Genomic DNA, 15,779 nt, shown 5'->3' on the forward strand with positions numbered 1-15,779 from the left:
TACGGATTTACGGATTAGTCTCTCACACCTTTTCTCCAATCCCAGGGTGGAATAGCATTCTTGATTTATCCTGAATAGTCTTTTTCAAGACCAGTATTGATTAATTCAATCAACTGAATAGCTTCCTGCTTTACTTTCAAAAAGTATCTGATCATCGAAGTTCGTCGGGAATAATTTGATTTAATAAAGTTTCTGCCTTCGATCGATTGGGCGTAATCAAGGAGCGTTTTGACCTGCTCACTTTCTGAAGAAAGCTTAGGAAAATTGGCCATGTTGATCTCCATTTCCTGCCACAAAACTTTGGGAGTATTGTGCTCAATAAAGAATCGTTCTTCTTCTTGATTATTGTAGTCCAGGAGGAATTTGGTGTCCGTGTAATACTCCGTTAGTGCGCTTTGCAAATCGAGAAAACCAGTAAGATTTGGGTTTTGAGAAACCTGAAGTTTCCTATACGTGCGATCCTGAACAAATTCTTGATATACCGGGCCAAAAAAAACCTCTTTAAGACTGTCGATCTGATCCATTTTGTATGCAAGCTTTTGCAGGGCCCATGCTTCAAAATTTGTTTGTCTTTCCAGAAGTGATACAACCCTGTTAATGCCCGTGGTATCTGAGGCAAGATCCTTTTTAAACTCTTGCAACAGCACCCTAGACTTCTGAATGTCCTTTTTGTTTTCGTTCCAATTATTAACCTGCAGGGCAATCAGTATTCCAATTACCACCAGCAGAATCTCCCCAATGGCATACAGCAGGTACTTGCTGAATTTATTGTCAGTTAGGAGGCGTTGACGGATTTGACGGAAGAAGCGGAGCATCAGTAAGGTTTAGTTCGTTTCATTTATTCTGAAAGGTTGAGTTGCCATGAAATGCCATATCGGTCTATAGAATATTAATGTATCCTTCTTTTTAATTCTTTGTTTATTTCTTTGAGGAGATTGGTGGCCTCGGTTTTCATGTTGCGGTAATCATCTAAAATTCTGATTTTACGCATGTATTCTAGTTTTAGAATATTCCTCGCTTGGGGTTCTGAAAGGAGTTTTAATACATTTTTTCTCTGTTCTCCTTCATTTTGAAAATTTGGGATATCTGGAGCATTTAATTCAACCATATTCTGCTGTCTTCCCCAATACGAAAAATCCTTAGCTGATTCGTTATTCTCAAATTCATTGATAGTATTAAAATAATCAAGTTCAATAGTATAATAGTCATAAATGTTCTCTGAAAGACTATCATTTTTGGTAATTTGAGTTATTCCTGAGTTCGTTATTTTATTAAACGTGGTTTGCACAGGAGTATGTTTAGTACTAGTGATATGAATAAGTAATCTTAAGCTATCCATTGGGATATTTTCAAGGTCAGAACGCTTGATGTTTTCTTTTATGGCAATAATATTTTCATAATCTCTAATGGCATGGCCGAATTTTGTAGTGTCCGTTTTTAAATCATTTTCAAGACTCTTTAGGAAGGAAGTCATTTGTTTTTCTGAAACACGCTCTTCATTCCAATTATTAACCTGCAACGCAATCAAAATACCAATCACCACCAACAATATCTCCCCAACCGCATACAGCAGGTATTTGCTGAACTTATTTTGGGTTAGCAGACGCTGTCTAAGATGTCTGAAAAATCTAATCATTTAGCTTTTCACATTTGTAAGTATATGCATTCATGTTTACCGTGATACGATATAGACCGGATTCTTCAATCATTGGGAAAGACTCATAATCTTCAGGTATTTGCCTGTGAATAAGATTCCCTTCAGGGTAACCGTCTACAAACCAATGATTATACCAGCTTTCCCTGTTTTTAAAAACAATCCCCCCCGGACGCAGTCTTAATTCTATCATCCAGATACCTGATTCAGCATCTATTAAATTCAATGGAACATCATCCGTGATTGAATTAAAATCGGGAATAGTGATAGCGTCTCCAGTGAGTCGTAAGTCTTTGATGGGATAATTTAATGTAGGTGGCGAAGCACGGCTTCCCAATTCTTCAGTAAGAATCGCAAGGATGTCTTTTTGGATTTTTTCTACCCAAATGAGAAACCCAAGTGATTCAGTCATCGCAATTCTCTTGGATTCCAAAAGATTCTCCAATTCCGGATTACGAAACGCTAATTTGGTGTTATGTTCTAATTCAGTGGGGCCTATAACGTCACCTTTGCGCACCCAATCGCCATCATATCCAAAATTTCTAATGGGAAAGAAGAGGCTTCTATTCTCCAATAGCTGGTCGGTAATACTTTTTGGTTGCAGCAAAATATTATTTCCGTATCGTCTGCAATAAAACTCCCATTGATTGAGAAAACTCTTAAGTTCTTCATTTTGTAATAACTCTAGCTTACCTGATGATACGATGGAATTTGTGGCACTATTTATTGGATAATATACGGGCAGGGAATATGAAGCGATAACAAAGGCCTCAAGCGTTGGTTTATCAATTGACAGATCTTTTTGCCCAAAACTTTTTAGGGATGCTATACAGGCATCCAAGGTTTTCTGATGATTTTGCTTGACAAATGTTAATTCAAATTGATTTCGATCGAACTCATTTTTGAGGCTTAACAATAGTTGAATCTCTTCTGCTCTATCCTTCCTGTCTTCATTCCAGTTATCGATCTGAAGCGCTATCAAAATCCCAATCACCACCAACAAAATCTCCCCAACCGCATACAGCAGGTACTTCCTGGCAGAGCCAGTTTTAATCAAGGATATTCTGATTTTTCGCAGAAGTGTTAGCATGGATAATTTTATTCTTGTAGCACCTTATTAATTTGGTCAAGGATTTGTGAATGCTGCTTTATTGCTTCCATCCGTAATTCAATGGCAACCACCCTGGAGTGACGCCACCAGCTGGCCAGGCCCTGATAGTCATTAGAGCCAATCAATTTATCGTAATCAAACGGGATTACCCTTAAAGTTTTAAAGTCCTGCCCGGGCCTGGAACTTTCCGTTTTAAACAGCCGGGTATATAAGGGCCAGATTGAATTAGCAGCGTTGTCATAACTAATCTGTGTAAGATCATTCATCTTCGCATATGTCCCTTCATATAAGTCGATTATTCCCGTGCGAAGTGCATCAGACCTTATTATATCCACTCCCTGTGATTTCAGGTTTTCATACCCTGCCGATTTACGCACCGGAGAAGGAAAATAGGCCACATTTAAAAAGTGGTATCCAAGGCTATCATGATATCCTTTTGCCTGTTTCAGGTTGTCCAAGACAATATCAATGGAATTGATTACGGCGTATTCCTCTTCAATTTCTTCTTTAAACCGATCAGAATTGTATTCAATGTTTTCCCTGATCTCCCGAAGTATGCGATGGCTTTTCTCTATTTCTATTCTGTCCTCGTTCCAGTTATTGACCTGCAAGGCTATCAGAATCCCGATAACCACTAACAAAATCTCCCCAATGGCATATAGCAGGTATTTGCTGAATTTATTGTCAGTCAGGAGGCGTTGTCGGATTTGGCGGAAGAAGCGGAGCATTGGTTGGCGTTGCTGGTTGCTCCTTTCAAGATAGGAAAATAATTGACTTGCAGTAAACTATTGGGGTTGTCGAGCATATGGATCACTTTTTTATCTTTTAAAAGAGTCCTTTATTTCTAAAGGATCAATGTTCTGAATAATGTTTTTTGGGGATAATTTTTATAGAGAATAAGAATGATTGAGGCCTATTGAAACAGGAAATCAATAATCATCACAAGGTCATTTAAGGGCTATTTCTGCTTGCAACTTATTTTCCAACTTCTTCATATCTCTGAATAAAAATTCAAGCCATTCGTTTTCCTGTTGTCTGTTTTCAATGTTTGATTTCAGAATATTCTTATATGTTTCATTGGTCTTCAAAGCTTCATAATTATTTGGTTCTACACCTTTGTGATATAAAGAAGGAGCGCTGGTAAATTCAAAAAGTTGGGTTAATTCTGGAATTACCGTATTGTAATAGTATAAGGTTTGTCTTTCATCGTTGGTCTCACTCCATACGATTTGATATTCATAAACGGTGGTCAGCAACCTTCTTGTTTCATCTTCCTTAATAAAATGCAATCCGTACGATTTCGCATTGTCAAAGGCACTTTTGGCCAACATTAATTTTGACCAATTATTTGCCCGCCGAAAATGCATTAACAAGGAATCATGTAAGGGCAGATTATTGTCCAAATGTTCCAATATAATCTTACAGGAGGCCTGGTCCCGTTTATTCCACAGAATGACCTCCTCGATCTTGGAATAGTCACCTTGAAGTGTCTCAATTAGTTCAGATAAAAGTTTATGTTCAAACTTTTCAGCTTTTTTGCTTTCGTTCCAGTTATTAATCTGCAAGGCGATCAATATTCCAATCACCACAAGTACTATCTCTCCAATGGCATACAGCATGTATTTGCTGAACTTATTATTAGTCAGGAGGCGGTGTCGGATTTGGCGGAAGAAGCGGAGCATTAGTTATCCAGATATTTATCAAGTTTAGTTATTAAACCTTTTGCTTTGACTAACAATGAATCTAACTCAGTATTTCTGGATGCCAATACAAAACCTTTTGTTTTGATTAACCTTGATAATTTTGGAGCCAGATCCTTTGGGTCAACATCTTTCCAAATTAATTCTCTTAATAAGGGCCCAGACTGGGCAACTTCTAATGATTCAAAGGAATATTTGTCCGTAAACGAAATAATCGCCGACTGATAAACAGATTCGTTTAATTGTTGATCCTCTAGTGATTTATTCATGAAGGCATAATAATCAAGAATGTCATTAGCCAATTCTTTTGTAATTAGACGGATGTGACCTGTTGAAAGCAATGTGGTGATTGTATTCTTGTTATAAGCTCTGGGGAAAGGTCTGCTGGGATTAAATTCGTTTTGTGCCAGTTGAATAAGGGAATCAGTGGCCAGGCTTGGATCTTCTGTTTTTAATTTGAATTTTTTCCAATCATCAAACCATTCTCTGATATCCGGATATCTATTTTCTATGAATATTTTGTCTTTAATCAAGTCTGATTTCAATGAGTTCAAGTATTCCCTTGCCAAACGTTCCTCTTGTTTGGCTTCGTTCCAGGAGTTGACTTGCAAGGCAATCAGTATCCCGATCACCACCAGCAGGATCTCTCCAACCGCATACAGCAGGTATTTGCTGATTTTGTTATCAGTCAGTAGGCGTTGGCGGATGTGACGGAAGAAGCGGAGCATGGATTTAAGTTTGGTATATTACTTTTCAAGTTCTTTAAGCAAGTATTCAATCTGGGTGCTTAATAATTTATAGTTTTCAACTATTTTAAGCCCAGTATTCCTAGAGGTAATCTTATGCCTTCTCGACCGAGTTAAGTAGTGCTGAAACTTGTAATCGGTTTTCATTAATTCAAAGTTGTAAACAGCCTCATCTTTAGAATTGAACCATAGGACATCCCCATTTAGGGATCTATCATGCCCAAAAAGATTTTCTTGATGAATATCAAGTAAATCTTTTCCATACCCATACCTATCAATTAATTTGCTTATCGTTCTTACCACTTCGTTTTTACCGGTTAATTTTGATCTGGAAATACTTTGAGACAAGGACTGTAAATCTTCAATCTTACGGGTCCTGAGACCCAGGTAATTTAAAACTTCAAAAGCGCTTTCGAGTACCTTTTGCTGTTGAGGGGTGGGTGCATCAACTTCTTCAATAATGATTTGGGCATTGAGGACAGTATCTATCCATCCATTAATTTCTTGAATTTGGGCCTCCTCCTTTTCTATTTCAATTGCAATAGATATTTTTTCATTTTCCAGAATGGAGATCAGTGCATTGTTTTCCTTTATTTCTTCATTCCAGTTATCAACCTGCAGGGCAATCAGTATTCCAATCACCACCAGCAATATCTCCCCAACGGCATAAAGCAGGTATTTGCTGAATTTATTGTCAGCTAAGAGTTTTTGACGGATTTGCCGGAAGAATTTTAGCATTGGTTGCTATTATGCTTATCAAAGTACGCAATTAATTGTTTGCCTGGGTATTGAGGACTAGGTTTGGGAACATTTGATTACTTCTGTCGTCTTTTAATAAGAGCAGCCCTTTATAGGGAATGCTGAGGTCCTTATTCCCTGATAAGCGAACGGGAGAACAAAATAAAAAGCAATGTTTCGGACACCCATTTTTATCCTTGTTATTTTCATATGTACTTTCCTGGCCTGCGACAGGCCAACCGGCATAAAAAAGCTGGCTTCCAAAAACCTGGTCGAGGAGGCCTTCAGGGAAAAGATCCTCTGGCAACAAGAGAACGAACCGGAGGCTTACAGGAACTTTGTAGAGGAGTATAAATCACTATTTAATGAAAACAGGATAGAAGCAATTTTCGACAGGGCTTCGAGCTCCCTGTTAAACCGAACCCCCAGGGAAAGGCTTGAATCCTTTTTATCGACCATAAGAAAGGATTACGGGCAAATTGATTCCATAAGGTTTAAGTACTTTGATAAAAAATACCAAAGGAGAAACGCAACATATCTGGCGGTTTATTACGTGCAGTACCAATACGCCACCGCCGATTTGCGAATTGGACTGAACGACAGCCTTCAGCTGGATAAGACCATTCTGGTCGATAACAATTTCAACGAGGATTTGCCTTTGTTCAAAAACCAGACAGCACTTAACCTTCCCTTTGAGAAAGGAGAAGAATGGTACGTGCTTTGGGGTGGAGACACAGAAGACCTTAACTACCATGTTACCTCCCGCGCCCAGAAGAATGCTTTTGACTTTATCATCAGGCACCCCTTTAACCATAAATCTTTTCAGGGCAATGGGGAAGCCAATACAGATTATTACGCCTTTAACAGGCGTATCCTTACTCCCTGCAGCGGGAAAGTCGTAACCGTGGTCAACGATGTTAAGGACAATATTCCGGGCACACGAAACCCTGAACAATTAACGGGGAACTCGGTTATAATAGAAACGGAGGCCGGGGAATATCTCCTGCTGGCCCATTTAAAAAAAGGGTCGATACAGGTAAATGTTAATGAACAGTTGCATGCCGGACAATACATTGGCCTGGTCGGAAACTCGGGAAACTCTACGGAACCACATCTGCATATGCATTTAATGGACGAAAAGGACATGGAAAGGGCAGCCGGAATCAAGATGTACTTCAATGACCTTATTATAGACGGGGTATCCGAAGCACGGAACTATTCCCCAATCCGGACCAACAGGGTTATGCATAAGTGACCATGGTTTATGGCCCCTTTTTTCTTATTGACCTAGTTCTGATTTTATCATTTCGATTAATTCTTCTGTATCCCTGAGCGCCTGGCTTTTTAAGTCTCGGGAGAGATGCCTGAAGTGCACCCTGTGCATTACCATATTCTTGTAGGTGGTATCTTCCATTAAGGCGTTGTAATTCGTCGGGGTTAGTTTGCGGAACTCTGTTTCCCTGAAATGCTTGTGGACCATGGGCAGTACGGAGGAGGGCCAGAATTGATTCTCCAGGCGGACCGTCTCAGCGATTAGGTGTACATAGGCCACATCAAATAAGGCGTAGATCTTTTTTTGAAGGGGTTCGTTTTGGATAAGGTCAATCCCTTTGTCTTTTAGTGCTTCATATCCGGACGATAAAATGATAATATCCGGGGAGTAAAGAGCTTCCGCAAATACTACATCAAGGGATGGGTCATAGGGTTTCCGGTCATCCAGGTGATTTATTATTCTTCTTGCCTGCCTTATGGTGCGCTCTTCCAGGGAAATATCATTTTTCAGGCGGGCGCGGTTAACGGCCAGATCTTCAAGAATTGCATTCAGGATTTTTTCTTCGGTTGCACGATCTTTTCTATACTCATTCCAGTTATTGACCTGCAAGGCTATCAGTATCCCGATAACCACCAGCAATATCTCCCCAAGGGCATATAAGAAATACCTCCTGAATTTGTTCTCACGGAGCAGTTTCTGCCTGATTTTTCTAAGAAAGTTCAGCATGTTTTGTTATTTGGTCCATATGAACGCTAACCCATGTTAAGGATGGCTTATTGCTTTTATGAGGTTATATGCAACAGCCGCAAAAGGTTATTATTCTAATTCTTCATCGATTTTGGCAATAAGGTCTTCACAAATCGGTAACAGGACGTTCTGCTTAATATCGATTTGTATTTTGGTAAAATAGGCAATGTGCCTGATCCTTGAGACAAGGTCATCATTTGCGGAAATTTCTCCTAAGCTAAATCGCAAATTGTCATTTTGCCAGGTGGTTTTATCTGTATACTCATAGTTCTGCAATGGGATATTCCCGGAAAAAAAACCACTGATTATTCTTTCGTAGTCCTTTATGTCTTCATTCCAGTTGTTTCCAATGGTTTTGAAATCCTCAAAGGCAGATCTGTAATTGGCAAGGGCCGTCTTTAATTCATTTGACTCCAAAAGGCCCAGCTTCCCGGACCCCTGAATTTCATTGTAGGTGGCAAAACTTGGGTTATGGTCCTCAATATATCCCAGGATAAGCAGTTTGCGAGCCGTTTCAGCAGAATCTATTTCTGAAGGGATATCCTCCAGTAGCTGTAATACGTCATCCGCTATTTCCTGCCGCTGCTGCAATCTGTAAATATTCGTTTTGTAGTTAGCGATATCATTGGCCAGGTCTGTTCTGAGATTCTGCAGGATATTGATCCTTTCCCTATTCAGGATGCGGTCTTCATTCCAGTTATTTACCTGTAACGCAATCAAAATCCCAATTACCACCAGCAAAATTTCCCCAACGGCATACAGCAGGTATTTCCTGAATTTATTGCTGGTTAAAAGGCTTTTACGAAGTTGGCGGAAGAACGAAATCATGGGCGCAGCGCTTTAAGTTCAGCCTCAATGACAGCCTGTATGTTTTCAATCAGGCGAATCGTTTGGGTGTACTGGTAAACCCCCCGCGACCGGTATAGGATCAGTTCGGATAACATATTTACAAACCGCTTATCTGCTTTCATACTCTCAAAATCTACCGGACGGAGGTTGTATCGGATCAGGTCTGCTTCTGAGCGGTAATCTTCCTGTTCAAACTCAAGATACTGGTTGAGCAATTCTGTTTTTCCATTGCTGGCAAACTCCCATTCGGTCCGGTCATAGTCCTCTGAAAGGTAGACGAATTCTTTTTCAAACAAAGCAACGACCTGCTTTTTCAGGCTGTCGTTTTCTACTATCTCAAGCCCTTTATTCTTGAGGCTTTCGTAGGCTGTGCGGGTAAAGAAGGGACTATGCCAGTTGGGAAGGTGCCTGCACAGGCTATCTATAATGGGCGATGGAGGCTGGTCTTCCCGGATGGCCCGGGAGAGGCTTCTGTATTCATCTAAAAACAAACGATTTGTCTCCCGTCCGTCCTCCAGTTCCTGCAAATTGGCTTTCAGGTCGGCAGCCAGGTCCCTGAGCAGGCTGTATTGCTGCTGCCGGAATTTTCGTTCCTCGTTCCAGGTGTTGATCTGCAGGGCGATCAATATCCCGATTACTACAAGCACAATTTCGCCAACTGCATACAGCAGGTACTTGCTGATTTTATTGTCAGTTATGAGGCATTGTCGGATTTGTCTGAAGAAGCGGAGCATTGGAATTACTTGAGTTATTTGTTTAACAGATCAATGCATTTCTCCGTAAGATATTTGATTCTTGTACTCTGAACTCTAAAAAGAGTAACCAATGAGTGGTAATTAGTTAAAACATTGTGCTGACTTAATAATCCTTGTTTTTTTCTTGATATATCTTGTCCCCAATTCACTTTATCAAAAAAATCACTTTCAGAAAGATCGAAATCCAAATACTTTCCTCGCTCATATTGGTAGGTTTTAATATCCGTAATGGTTTTATCAATAATTATTACTAAGAATTCTTGTTCGTTATGCAATTCGATTAGAGCTTTCCGTTGTTCTTCAGATAGCAATACAGCCTTACCTGTATTCTGCATGTCTTCAAATGTATAGTTGATTGGGAAATACCTGAAAAATCTGGCATATACACTTTCTGATTTTTTTATGCTTTCATCTAAAGATAAATTTTGAGTTTCAAAATCTTTAAAGTAAGCTTCTATTTCATTCTGCATTTTGGAGCCTTCAGCCATTAATTGATTGATATTCAATGTGTCAGTGACCAGATCATTAATTAACTTACTTCTATAAGCCTCCGCTGAAAGTTTTGTTTTTCTGTCTTCATTCCAACTATCAACCTGCAACGCAATAAGTATCCCAATCACCACTAACAATATCTCCCCAACTGCATACAGCAAGTATTTGCTGAATTTATTTTCAGTTACGAGCCTTTGGCGGATCTGTCGGAAAAAACGTAGCATTAACCTGAGGTATTTTTGTCGATTTCCTTTTCGATCATTTCGATCAATTGATCTAATTGATCGAGGACATCGGAAGCGCGGTTTGACCTGAAAGTTGAATCATCCACTATGTTCTTAAGTAATGCCACGGTAGTGGGGATGGATAATAGTTCCTGAACCGGATCTTCAAGCAAAGCAATGTCGAGATAAGAATAACCATTAGATACCAACGAACGTTTTAAGAGAACGGAATTGGCCTCCCCGGTTATTTCTGCTGGCGGGAATGCAAATGCAAAACCTCTATAATAGCGCGTAATCCTATTCTTAATTTCGTCATTTTCAAAAAGGGCGAACAACCCGGTGCTTTTAAACTCGTCAATAGCAACTGTATTTGGATTAATAAAGTTGCTTCTAACCAGCCACGAAAAGGCCCTTACAACAAAATCCTTATCGTATGAATCTGGAATTTTACCTCCAAATAATCCTTCCTTATCCAATTTGGGAAGCGGTCCTGCTTCGGGATAGGGCACTATTTTTTCAGTTCCATTATATTGATCCAACAAATAGTAGGCTGCATGTACTCTAAAAGAATGGAAGTCTATTAGTTGCTCCAATCCTCCCCTGTCTTCCCTCAGATCTCTCAACAGGCTCGTTAGTTGTGCTTTAATTTTATCAGCCTCCTGACGGTCCTCATTCCAGTTATCTAGCTGTAAGGCAATCAGTATCCCAATCACCACAAGCAGGACCTCCCCAACGGCATACAGTAGATACTTGCTGATTTTGTTATCGGTTAGCAATCGTTGGCGGATTTGTCGGAAGAAGCGGAACATGGTCGAAGGTTGGATTAATCCTCCCTCAAGATACAGAATCATTTGATAGGATGGTGTCCCGAAATAATCGTGGCGGGCACCAGGAGGGATAACATTATTAAGCGGTCATATTTTCAACCGTCGATTTTACTCTTTCTTAGATTTTTGAAAGCGCCTGCTCGAAATCAGCAATAATATCTTCTATATTTTCTATCCCCACCGCACAGCGTATTAAGTTCTCAGGAATACCCAACTGTTTTCGTTCTTCCTCTGTGGCTTCAACATGGCTTGTTACTTTTGGAGGGCCGATCAGGGTGCTTACCGAACCAAGGCTTGCAGCCAAATGAGCCAATTCCAAACCATTCAGGAATACTTTCACCTTGTCGAAATCTCCTTTTACGGAAAATGCCAGTACGCCCCCAAATCCTGTCATTTGTCCGGATGCGATTTTATGCCCGGGATGTGATGCCAGGCCCGGGTAAAAAACCTGTTCGATATTTTTATGTTTTTCCAGATGTTCAGCCAGCTTAAGCGCGTTTTCATTTTGTCGCAAAACCCTTAATTCCAGGGTTTGAATGCCCCTTATCAGAAGGTAGGCCGTATTTGCATGCAAGCTGGCTCCGTTGATTTCGCGGTAATGGAATATTTGTTGTATCAAGGCTTTCTTACCGCAGACCACTCCTCCCATTGCGTCGGAATGACCTCCAAGATATTTTGTAGCGCTGTGCAAAACGATATCAGCGCCAAGCGCCAGAGGATTTTGATTGATTGGAGTTGCGAACGTATTGTCCACAACAACCAATGCCCCTGCTTCGTGTGCAGATTTAGCGAGCCTTTTTAAATCCAGTATTTTCAATGTTGGATTGGTGGGAGTTTCCAGGTAAAGCAATTTGCACCCCTTTTTTACCTCTGCTTCAATTTCTTCATGATTGGTAGTATCACAAAGGCTTACCTCAACGCCATTTTTGGGAAGAAACTCTAAAAATATGATGCTGGCACCCCCATAGGAGTCTTTGATGGAAACAACCCTGTCTCCCATGGATAGAAAAGTGGACAGGGTATTGCTTATGGCGGCCATTCCTGTTGAAAAGCTGGTCGCTGCTTCGGCATTTTCCAGAACCCTTACTTTTTCTTCGAAAACGGCTACAGTCGGGTTGGTGTTTCTGCTATAGATATGCCCTTCTTTTTTTCCTATGGCCACATCAAACCAATCATCCACGTTGTCATATCCAAAGGTTACACTGTTTACGACAGGAACCTGGGTGGCTCCCTGATAAAACAATTTGTTTTGTCCTCCCCATACGGCATTAGTTCCTTGTTTCCTATTGCTCATTTTGTTATTCTTCATCAATGTGTTAATACCCTATTGATTATTCCTTTGAACATTGTTATGCCTGTCTCTATGATTTCATCCGGGAAGTCATAATCGGCTTGGTGCAGGGCCGGGGATGCCAATCCGGCTCCCAGACCAAACATGGCCGCCTTGTATTTTTCAGAAAACCAGCCAAAATCTTCCCCGAATTTAAATGCTGCGTTTTTCTCAATATAGTCAAACTTGCAGGCTTTTGCTGTTTCCGTAATAAGCTGGTTACAGAGCCCGTCATTTACTACGGCGGGAAAATATTCGAACCATTTTACTGTATAAGGCAATTTGTATTTCGGACAAACTTCCAGCAGGATGTTGTCCAGGTCCTGCTTCAGCCTTTCCATTTTCTCCCTGCTCCTGGTTCTTAAGGTGTAATGTACCTCGCCAAACCCTGCAGATATACCGTAAGACTTCACACCCATGCTGGAATAAACAGGAACGCATAACCGGAAATCTTCATCAGCAGGATCATTCATGTTTAACCGGTTGAATTTTTGTATGAGCTCAGCCATGCACAATGCCGGATTCACTCCATGTTCAGGCTCGGCAGAATGCGATTCCCTGCCTTTCAGTTGGATGGCAACACTCTGGACAGTAGAAGAGAAATTACCCTTTAGGATTATAATAGAGTGCAGGGGCTGCCCCGGAATATTATGCAAGGCAAATATATAATCCGGATGTAATTTCCGAAACCTTTCATCCTTTAGAACTTCAGGGGCACCGGCACCTGTTTCTTCAGCAGGTTGAAAAAGCAGAATCACTTTTCCTCTTTTGAAATCCTGCTCGTTTAACCAAACGGCCAGTCCGGCCACAATGGCCATATGACCATCATGGCCACATTTATGGGAAACCCCCTTGTTGAGGGATCGGTGCTTAAAATCATTTGCTTCTTCGATGGGAAGCGCATCTAATTCGCAGCGAATTACAATAGTGGGGCCGCTGTTTGAAAACTCATAAATAAAGGCTAACCCATTCCCCCCAATATTTTCAATGATTTTGGTGTTGTGGTATTTTTCTATGAAATTCTTAATCCGACAGGCTGTAGCTATCTCCTGTCCGGACAACTCAGGATAGCTATGGAGTTCTTTGCGGAGCAACGTTATTTTTTCGATGGTCATTTGATTAAATTTTATGCTCCCTGTTATTTTTTTGATCCAAAAGTTTGCCTATTTCAATTGCAAGATCACAACGGTTTTTATTGTAAGGTAATCCTGGAAATTGTACAGAAGTTACTCTTTTCTCATTCTAGGTGTCAATCTGCAAAGCAATGAGTATTCCAACCACATACAGCAGGTACCTGCTGAACTTGTTTTCAGTGAGCAGGTGTTGGCGGAGTTTGCGGAAGAAGCGGATCATTCGGATCGGTTTAGTTCCTGGCTTATCAACTCCAGAATGCTGAGGTTCTGCCGGCGAACCAGTTTGAGTTCGTTTTGCGCATCCACTGTGTGGCCGTATAATTGGACTGCGTAGTCCTGAAATAAGTAATCTTTAACCAGGCCTTGGTAATCAGACTGTAAATTGTCCTTATCGAGTTCTGGATAGAAAATTCCGTAGATATCCAGAAGTCTAATATAAGGGCTAACAATTTCATTAGATTTCATCCGTAGTGCTATATGCCGATCTTCGTTTTCCCCTGCATCGGCAACCACATCCGGCCAGCTGAAAAGTAAATTAATGAGCGAATCGCTTTGGATCAGGTGGATATCCCCGGAAGAAATGCCCGATCGCAGCGCCCCGTTCTGCGGGTCGAAGGTCCAGAGCCATGTAGTATTCCTGAGCCATTTTCGAAGGGTGTCTTTAGGTGTTGAAGGAAGCTGTTCAGGCCTGAGGCGGATAAATGTGTCTGTGGCTTCTAAAACACTGTCGTTATAGCTTATTACACTATCCAGCTGTATAAGGTTGTTGTTGAACTCCACGGCGAGCGCAGTCAGCAAGGCATTCCGCTTTGCCGAACCTTTTCGATCCTCATTCCAGTCGTTTACCCATAGCGCAATTAAAATCCCAATCACTACTAACAGGATTTCCCCAATGGCATAAAGCAGGTACCTGCTAACCTTGTTTTCAGTTAGCAGCCTTTGGCGGATTTGTCGGAAGAAGCGGAGCATTAGTTATGGATTTTATTGCCCCCGTCATTTTTCAAAAATGATGGTTTACAGGGATTCCCCCATAGAATTATTCCTTCCGGGTTAGTGACAGGTTGATCACGATGGCCATAAGAAGCCAGATAATAAAGGTTTCGCCGTGTGTCATCTCATAAGAGGCACCTGCTGCTCCGGCAGCTATTAAAACAATGTACACTACTACAGGAGATAAAAGCAGGCTAATGGCCAGGTAAAGAAGGGATTTTTTGTAGTTCATAATTGATTGGTTTTGTTTGTTAATAGTACTCATTTTTTGGGATATAAGGAAATGCACGGAATGCATTAGGATAAAAGGACCGTAAATCCGCTTTGACCTGGCATTGATGATAATGGCAATAAAGACCCTTATCTTCCTTCCCCCTTTTTTAATTCCTGCTCGATTAAGGTATGGGTCTGGTTAATCTCATCTTCCAATCGGGAATAGTACCCATTATTCAGGAAAAGGGAAGTAGCAATAAAGCCAGTCAGATAGTTATCAAACTTTAGGTTGTTAATCAGATGGTTGGAGGAAATCTCAAAGTCATTGGGGCCTAGCCCTGCGAAGCCACCAAACGCATTCAAAATGGATTTCCGCGTATTGCCTGCTTGTTCCACAAACTCAAAAAGAGCAACCCGGGGCCGGGCGTGTTCTTCTTCCTGAAAGCGCACCCGGGTTATCAACCCGTCCCAGGAGGACAATTTTTTGCGAAGTAGATTGTTGGAGAGGATCCCCAGGTTCCCGGATTGGATCAATTCACGCATTACCCCTTCCGCTGGCCGGTACTGTACTTCTGAACCTACCGCTCCTATAATGAGGGAATCAAAGGTTTTTTCTGGAATGGTTGCATTTTTCCCCATACGTGCCGACAGTGCCAGGGCGTGTTCCAGGTTTTGGGAATTAAGGGCCTTTACCCGTTCTACCTCCTGTTTGTTATTCTCAAATTCCTCCTTGAGGGCGTTGAGGTAAAAGCGCTCCTTTTTTCGCTCAATACGCTCTTCGTTCCAATTGTTAACCTGTAAGGCCAGCAGAATTCCTATCATCACCAGCAGGATTTCGCCAATGGCATACAGCAGGTATTTGCTCACTTTGTTATCAGGAAGCAGGCGTTGTCGGATTTGTCGGAAGAAGCTGAGCATGGAAAGATTAGCTTAATTAATCACACGAGCTTGATATTAATGTCGATGTCTGATATAAGAAAATGGGTTCGATAGTTGT

The 15,779-nt window shown here is 41.0% G+C and carries 18 protein-coding genes; 1 reads left to right on the top strand and 17 read right to left on the bottom strand.

Annotation, left to right across the window (positions count from 1 at the left end; genetic code table 11):
- Window positions 1-65: 65 nt before the first annotated feature.
- The 7 genes from ACT6NV_RS06580 to ACT6NV_RS06610 form a co-directional block, all read right to left on the bottom strand.
- Window positions 66-815 carry a DUF6090 family protein gene (locus tag ACT6NV_RS06580; RefSeq protein WP_445386460.1) on the bottom strand — a complete coding sequence of 250 codons (750 nt, stop codon included), beginning with the start codon at window positions 813-815 and terminating at the stop codon, window positions 66-68.
- 74 nt (window positions 816-889) lie between these two features.
- Complete coding sequence (locus tag ACT6NV_RS06585; protein ID WP_445386461.1) at window positions 890-1,636, bottom strand: DUF6090 family protein; 747 nt, start codon at window positions 1,634-1,636, stop codon at window positions 890-892.
- Window positions 1,629-2,744: a DUF6090 family protein gene (locus ACT6NV_RS06590; protein WP_445386462.1), complete on the bottom strand. Its 1,116-nt coding sequence runs from the start codon at window positions 2,742-2,744 to the stop codon at window positions 1,629-1,631. The genes ACT6NV_RS06585 and ACT6NV_RS06590 overlap by 8 nt, the downstream gene beginning before the upstream one ends.
- An 8-nt stretch (window positions 2,745-2,752) precedes the next feature.
- A complete protein-coding gene (locus ACT6NV_RS06595; RefSeq protein WP_445386463.1) occupies window positions 2,753-3,493 on the bottom strand; it encodes a DUF6090 family protein in 741 nt (246 codons plus the stop codon).
- Between the two features lie 219 nt (window positions 3,494-3,712).
- A complete protein-coding gene (locus tag ACT6NV_RS06600) occupies window positions 3,713-4,447 on the bottom strand; it encodes a DUF6090 family protein (RefSeq protein WP_445386464.1) in 735 nt (244 codons plus the stop codon).
- Window positions 4,447-5,193 (bottom strand): DUF6090 family protein, encoded by a 747-nt coding sequence (locus tag ACT6NV_RS06605; protein WP_445386465.1) that lies wholly within the window; start codon window positions 5,191-5,193, stop codon window positions 4,447-4,449. The genes ACT6NV_RS06600 and ACT6NV_RS06605 overlap by 1 nt, the downstream gene beginning before the upstream one ends.
- Window positions 5,194-5,211: 18 nt before the next feature.
- Complete coding sequence (locus ACT6NV_RS06610) at window positions 5,212-5,949, bottom strand: hypothetical protein (protein WP_445386466.1); 738 nt, start codon at window positions 5,947-5,949, stop codon at window positions 5,212-5,214.
- A gap of 172 nt (window positions 5,950-6,121) precedes the next feature.
- Between ACT6NV_RS06610 and ACT6NV_RS06615 the strand changes: the two genes are divergently transcribed.
- Window positions 6,122-7,204: a peptidoglycan DD-metalloendopeptidase family protein gene (locus tag ACT6NV_RS06615; protein WP_445386467.1), complete on the top strand. Its 1,083-nt coding sequence runs from the start codon at window positions 6,122-6,124 to the stop codon at window positions 7,202-7,204.
- Between the two features lie 24 nt (window positions 7,205-7,228).
- Here the strand turns inward: ACT6NV_RS06615 and ACT6NV_RS06620 are convergent, their stop codons facing one another.
- From ACT6NV_RS06620 to ACT6NV_RS06665, 10 genes are all read right to left on the bottom strand, one after another.
- On the bottom strand, window positions 7,229-7,948 hold the full coding sequence (locus ACT6NV_RS06620) for a DUF6090 family protein (protein WP_445386468.1): 720 nt from the start codon (window positions 7,946-7,948) through the stop codon (window positions 7,229-7,231).
- A 90-nt stretch (window positions 7,949-8,038) separates the two neighbouring features.
- A complete protein-coding gene (locus tag ACT6NV_RS06625; RefSeq protein WP_445386469.1) occupies window positions 8,039-8,797 on the bottom strand; it encodes a DUF6090 family protein in 759 nt (252 codons plus the stop codon).
- Window positions 8,794-9,552: a DUF6090 family protein gene (locus ACT6NV_RS06630; protein ID WP_445386470.1), complete on the bottom strand. Its 759-nt coding sequence runs from the start codon at window positions 9,550-9,552 to the stop codon at window positions 8,794-8,796. Before ACT6NV_RS06630 ends, ACT6NV_RS06625 begins: the two co-directional genes overlap by 4 nt.
- A gap of 14 nt (window positions 9,553-9,566) precedes the next feature.
- Window positions 9,567-10,289 carry a DUF6090 family protein gene (locus tag ACT6NV_RS06635; RefSeq protein WP_445386471.1) on the bottom strand — a complete coding sequence of 241 codons (723 nt, stop codon included), beginning with the start codon at window positions 10,287-10,289 and terminating at the stop codon, window positions 9,567-9,569.
- Window positions 10,289-11,098 (bottom strand): DUF6090 family protein, encoded by an 810-nt coding sequence (locus ACT6NV_RS06640; RefSeq protein ID WP_445386472.1) that lies wholly within the window; start codon window positions 11,096-11,098, stop codon window positions 10,289-10,291. The genes ACT6NV_RS06635 and ACT6NV_RS06640 overlap by 1 nt, the downstream gene beginning before the upstream one ends.
- Window positions 11,099-11,234: 136 nt before the next feature.
- Window positions 11,235-12,410: a cystathionine gamma-synthase family protein gene (locus ACT6NV_RS06645; RefSeq protein WP_445386473.1), complete on the bottom strand. Its 1,176-nt coding sequence runs from the start codon at window positions 12,408-12,410 to the stop codon at window positions 11,235-11,237.
- A gap of 14 nt (window positions 12,411-12,424) precedes the next feature.
- Window positions 12,425-13,561, bottom strand: coding sequence for an amidohydrolase (locus ACT6NV_RS06650; protein WP_445386474.1), 1,137 nt, complete (start codon window positions 13,559-13,561; stop codon window positions 12,425-12,427).
- Window positions 13,562-13,795: 234 nt separating this feature from the next.
- Window positions 13,796-14,548 (bottom strand): DUF6090 family protein, encoded by a 753-nt coding sequence (locus ACT6NV_RS06655; RefSeq protein WP_445386475.1) that lies wholly within the window; start codon window positions 14,546-14,548, stop codon window positions 13,796-13,798.
- Between the two features lie 67 nt (window positions 14,549-14,615).
- Window positions 14,616-14,801: a hypothetical protein gene (locus tag ACT6NV_RS06660; protein ID WP_445386476.1), complete on the bottom strand. Its 186-nt coding sequence runs from the start codon at window positions 14,799-14,801 to the stop codon at window positions 14,616-14,618.
- 128 nt (window positions 14,802-14,929) lie between these two features.
- Complete coding sequence (locus ACT6NV_RS06665) at window positions 14,930-15,700, bottom strand: DUF6090 family protein (protein WP_445386477.1); 771 nt, start codon at window positions 15,698-15,700, stop codon at window positions 14,930-14,932.
- Between the last annotated feature and the right edge of the window lie 79 nt (window positions 15,701-15,779).

The sequence above is a fragment of the Robiginitalea insularis genome (genome assembly GCF_052497835.1).

Bases quoted from the DNA above. Each gene is read 5' to 3' on its own strand.
- ACT6NV_RS06580 (WP_445386460.1), bottom strand. From the start codon at position 815: ATGCTCCGCTTCTTCCGTCAAATCCGTCAACGCCTCCTAACTGACAAT.
- ACT6NV_RS06585 (WP_445386461.1), bottom strand. From the start codon at position 1,636: ATGATTAGATTTTTCAGACATCTTAGACAGCGTCTGCTAACCCAAAAT.
- ACT6NV_RS06590 (WP_445386462.1), bottom strand. From the start codon at position 2,744: ATGCTAACACTTCTGCGAAAAATCAGAATATCCTTGATTAAAACTGGC.
- ACT6NV_RS06595 (WP_445386463.1), bottom strand. From the start codon at position 3,493: ATGCTCCGCTTCTTCCGCCAAATCCGACAACGCCTCCTGACTGACAAT.
- ACT6NV_RS06600 (WP_445386464.1), bottom strand. From the start codon at position 4,447: ATGCTCCGCTTCTTCCGCCAAATCCGACACCGCCTCCTGACTAATAAT.
- ACT6NV_RS06605 (WP_445386465.1), bottom strand. From the start codon at position 5,193: ATGCTCCGCTTCTTCCGTCACATCCGCCAACGCCTACTGACTGATAAC.
- ACT6NV_RS06610 (WP_445386466.1), bottom strand. From the start codon at position 5,949: ATGCTAAAATTCTTCCGGCAAATCCGTCAAAAACTCTTAGCTGACAAT.
- ACT6NV_RS06615 (WP_445386467.1), top strand. From the start codon at position 6,122: ATGTTTCGGACACCCATTTTTATCCTTGTTATTTTCATATGTACTTTC.
- ACT6NV_RS06620 (WP_445386468.1), bottom strand. From the start codon at position 7,948: ATGCTGAACTTTCTTAGAAAAATCAGGCAGAAACTGCTCCGTGAGAAC.
- ACT6NV_RS06625 (WP_445386469.1), bottom strand. From the start codon at position 8,797: ATGATTTCGTTCTTCCGCCAACTTCGTAAAAGCCTTTTAACCAGCAAT.
- ACT6NV_RS06630 (WP_445386470.1), bottom strand. From the start codon at position 9,552: ATGCTCCGCTTCTTCAGACAAATCCGACAATGCCTCATAACTGACAAT.
- ACT6NV_RS06635 (WP_445386471.1), bottom strand. From the start codon at position 10,289: ATGCTACGTTTTTTCCGACAGATCCGCCAAAGGCTCGTAACTGAAAAT.
- ACT6NV_RS06640 (WP_445386472.1), bottom strand. From the start codon at position 11,098: ATGTTCCGCTTCTTCCGACAAATCCGCCAACGATTGCTAACCGATAAC.
- ACT6NV_RS06645 (WP_445386473.1), bottom strand. From the start codon at position 12,410: ATGAGCAATAGGAAACAAGGAACTAATGCCGTATGGGGAGGACAAAAC.
- ACT6NV_RS06650 (WP_445386474.1), bottom strand. From the start codon at position 13,561: ATGACCATCGAAAAAATAACGTTGCTCCGCAAAGAACTCCATAGCTAT.
- ACT6NV_RS06655 (WP_445386475.1), bottom strand. From the start codon at position 14,548: ATGCTCCGCTTCTTCCGACAAATCCGCCAAAGGCTGCTAACTGAAAAC.
- ACT6NV_RS06660 (WP_445386476.1), bottom strand. From the start codon at position 14,801: ATGAACTACAAAAAATCCCTTCTTTACCTGGCCATTAGCCTGCTTTTA.
- ACT6NV_RS06665 (WP_445386477.1), bottom strand. From the start codon at position 15,700: ATGCTCAGCTTCTTCCGACAAATCCGACAACGCCTGCTTCCTGATAAC.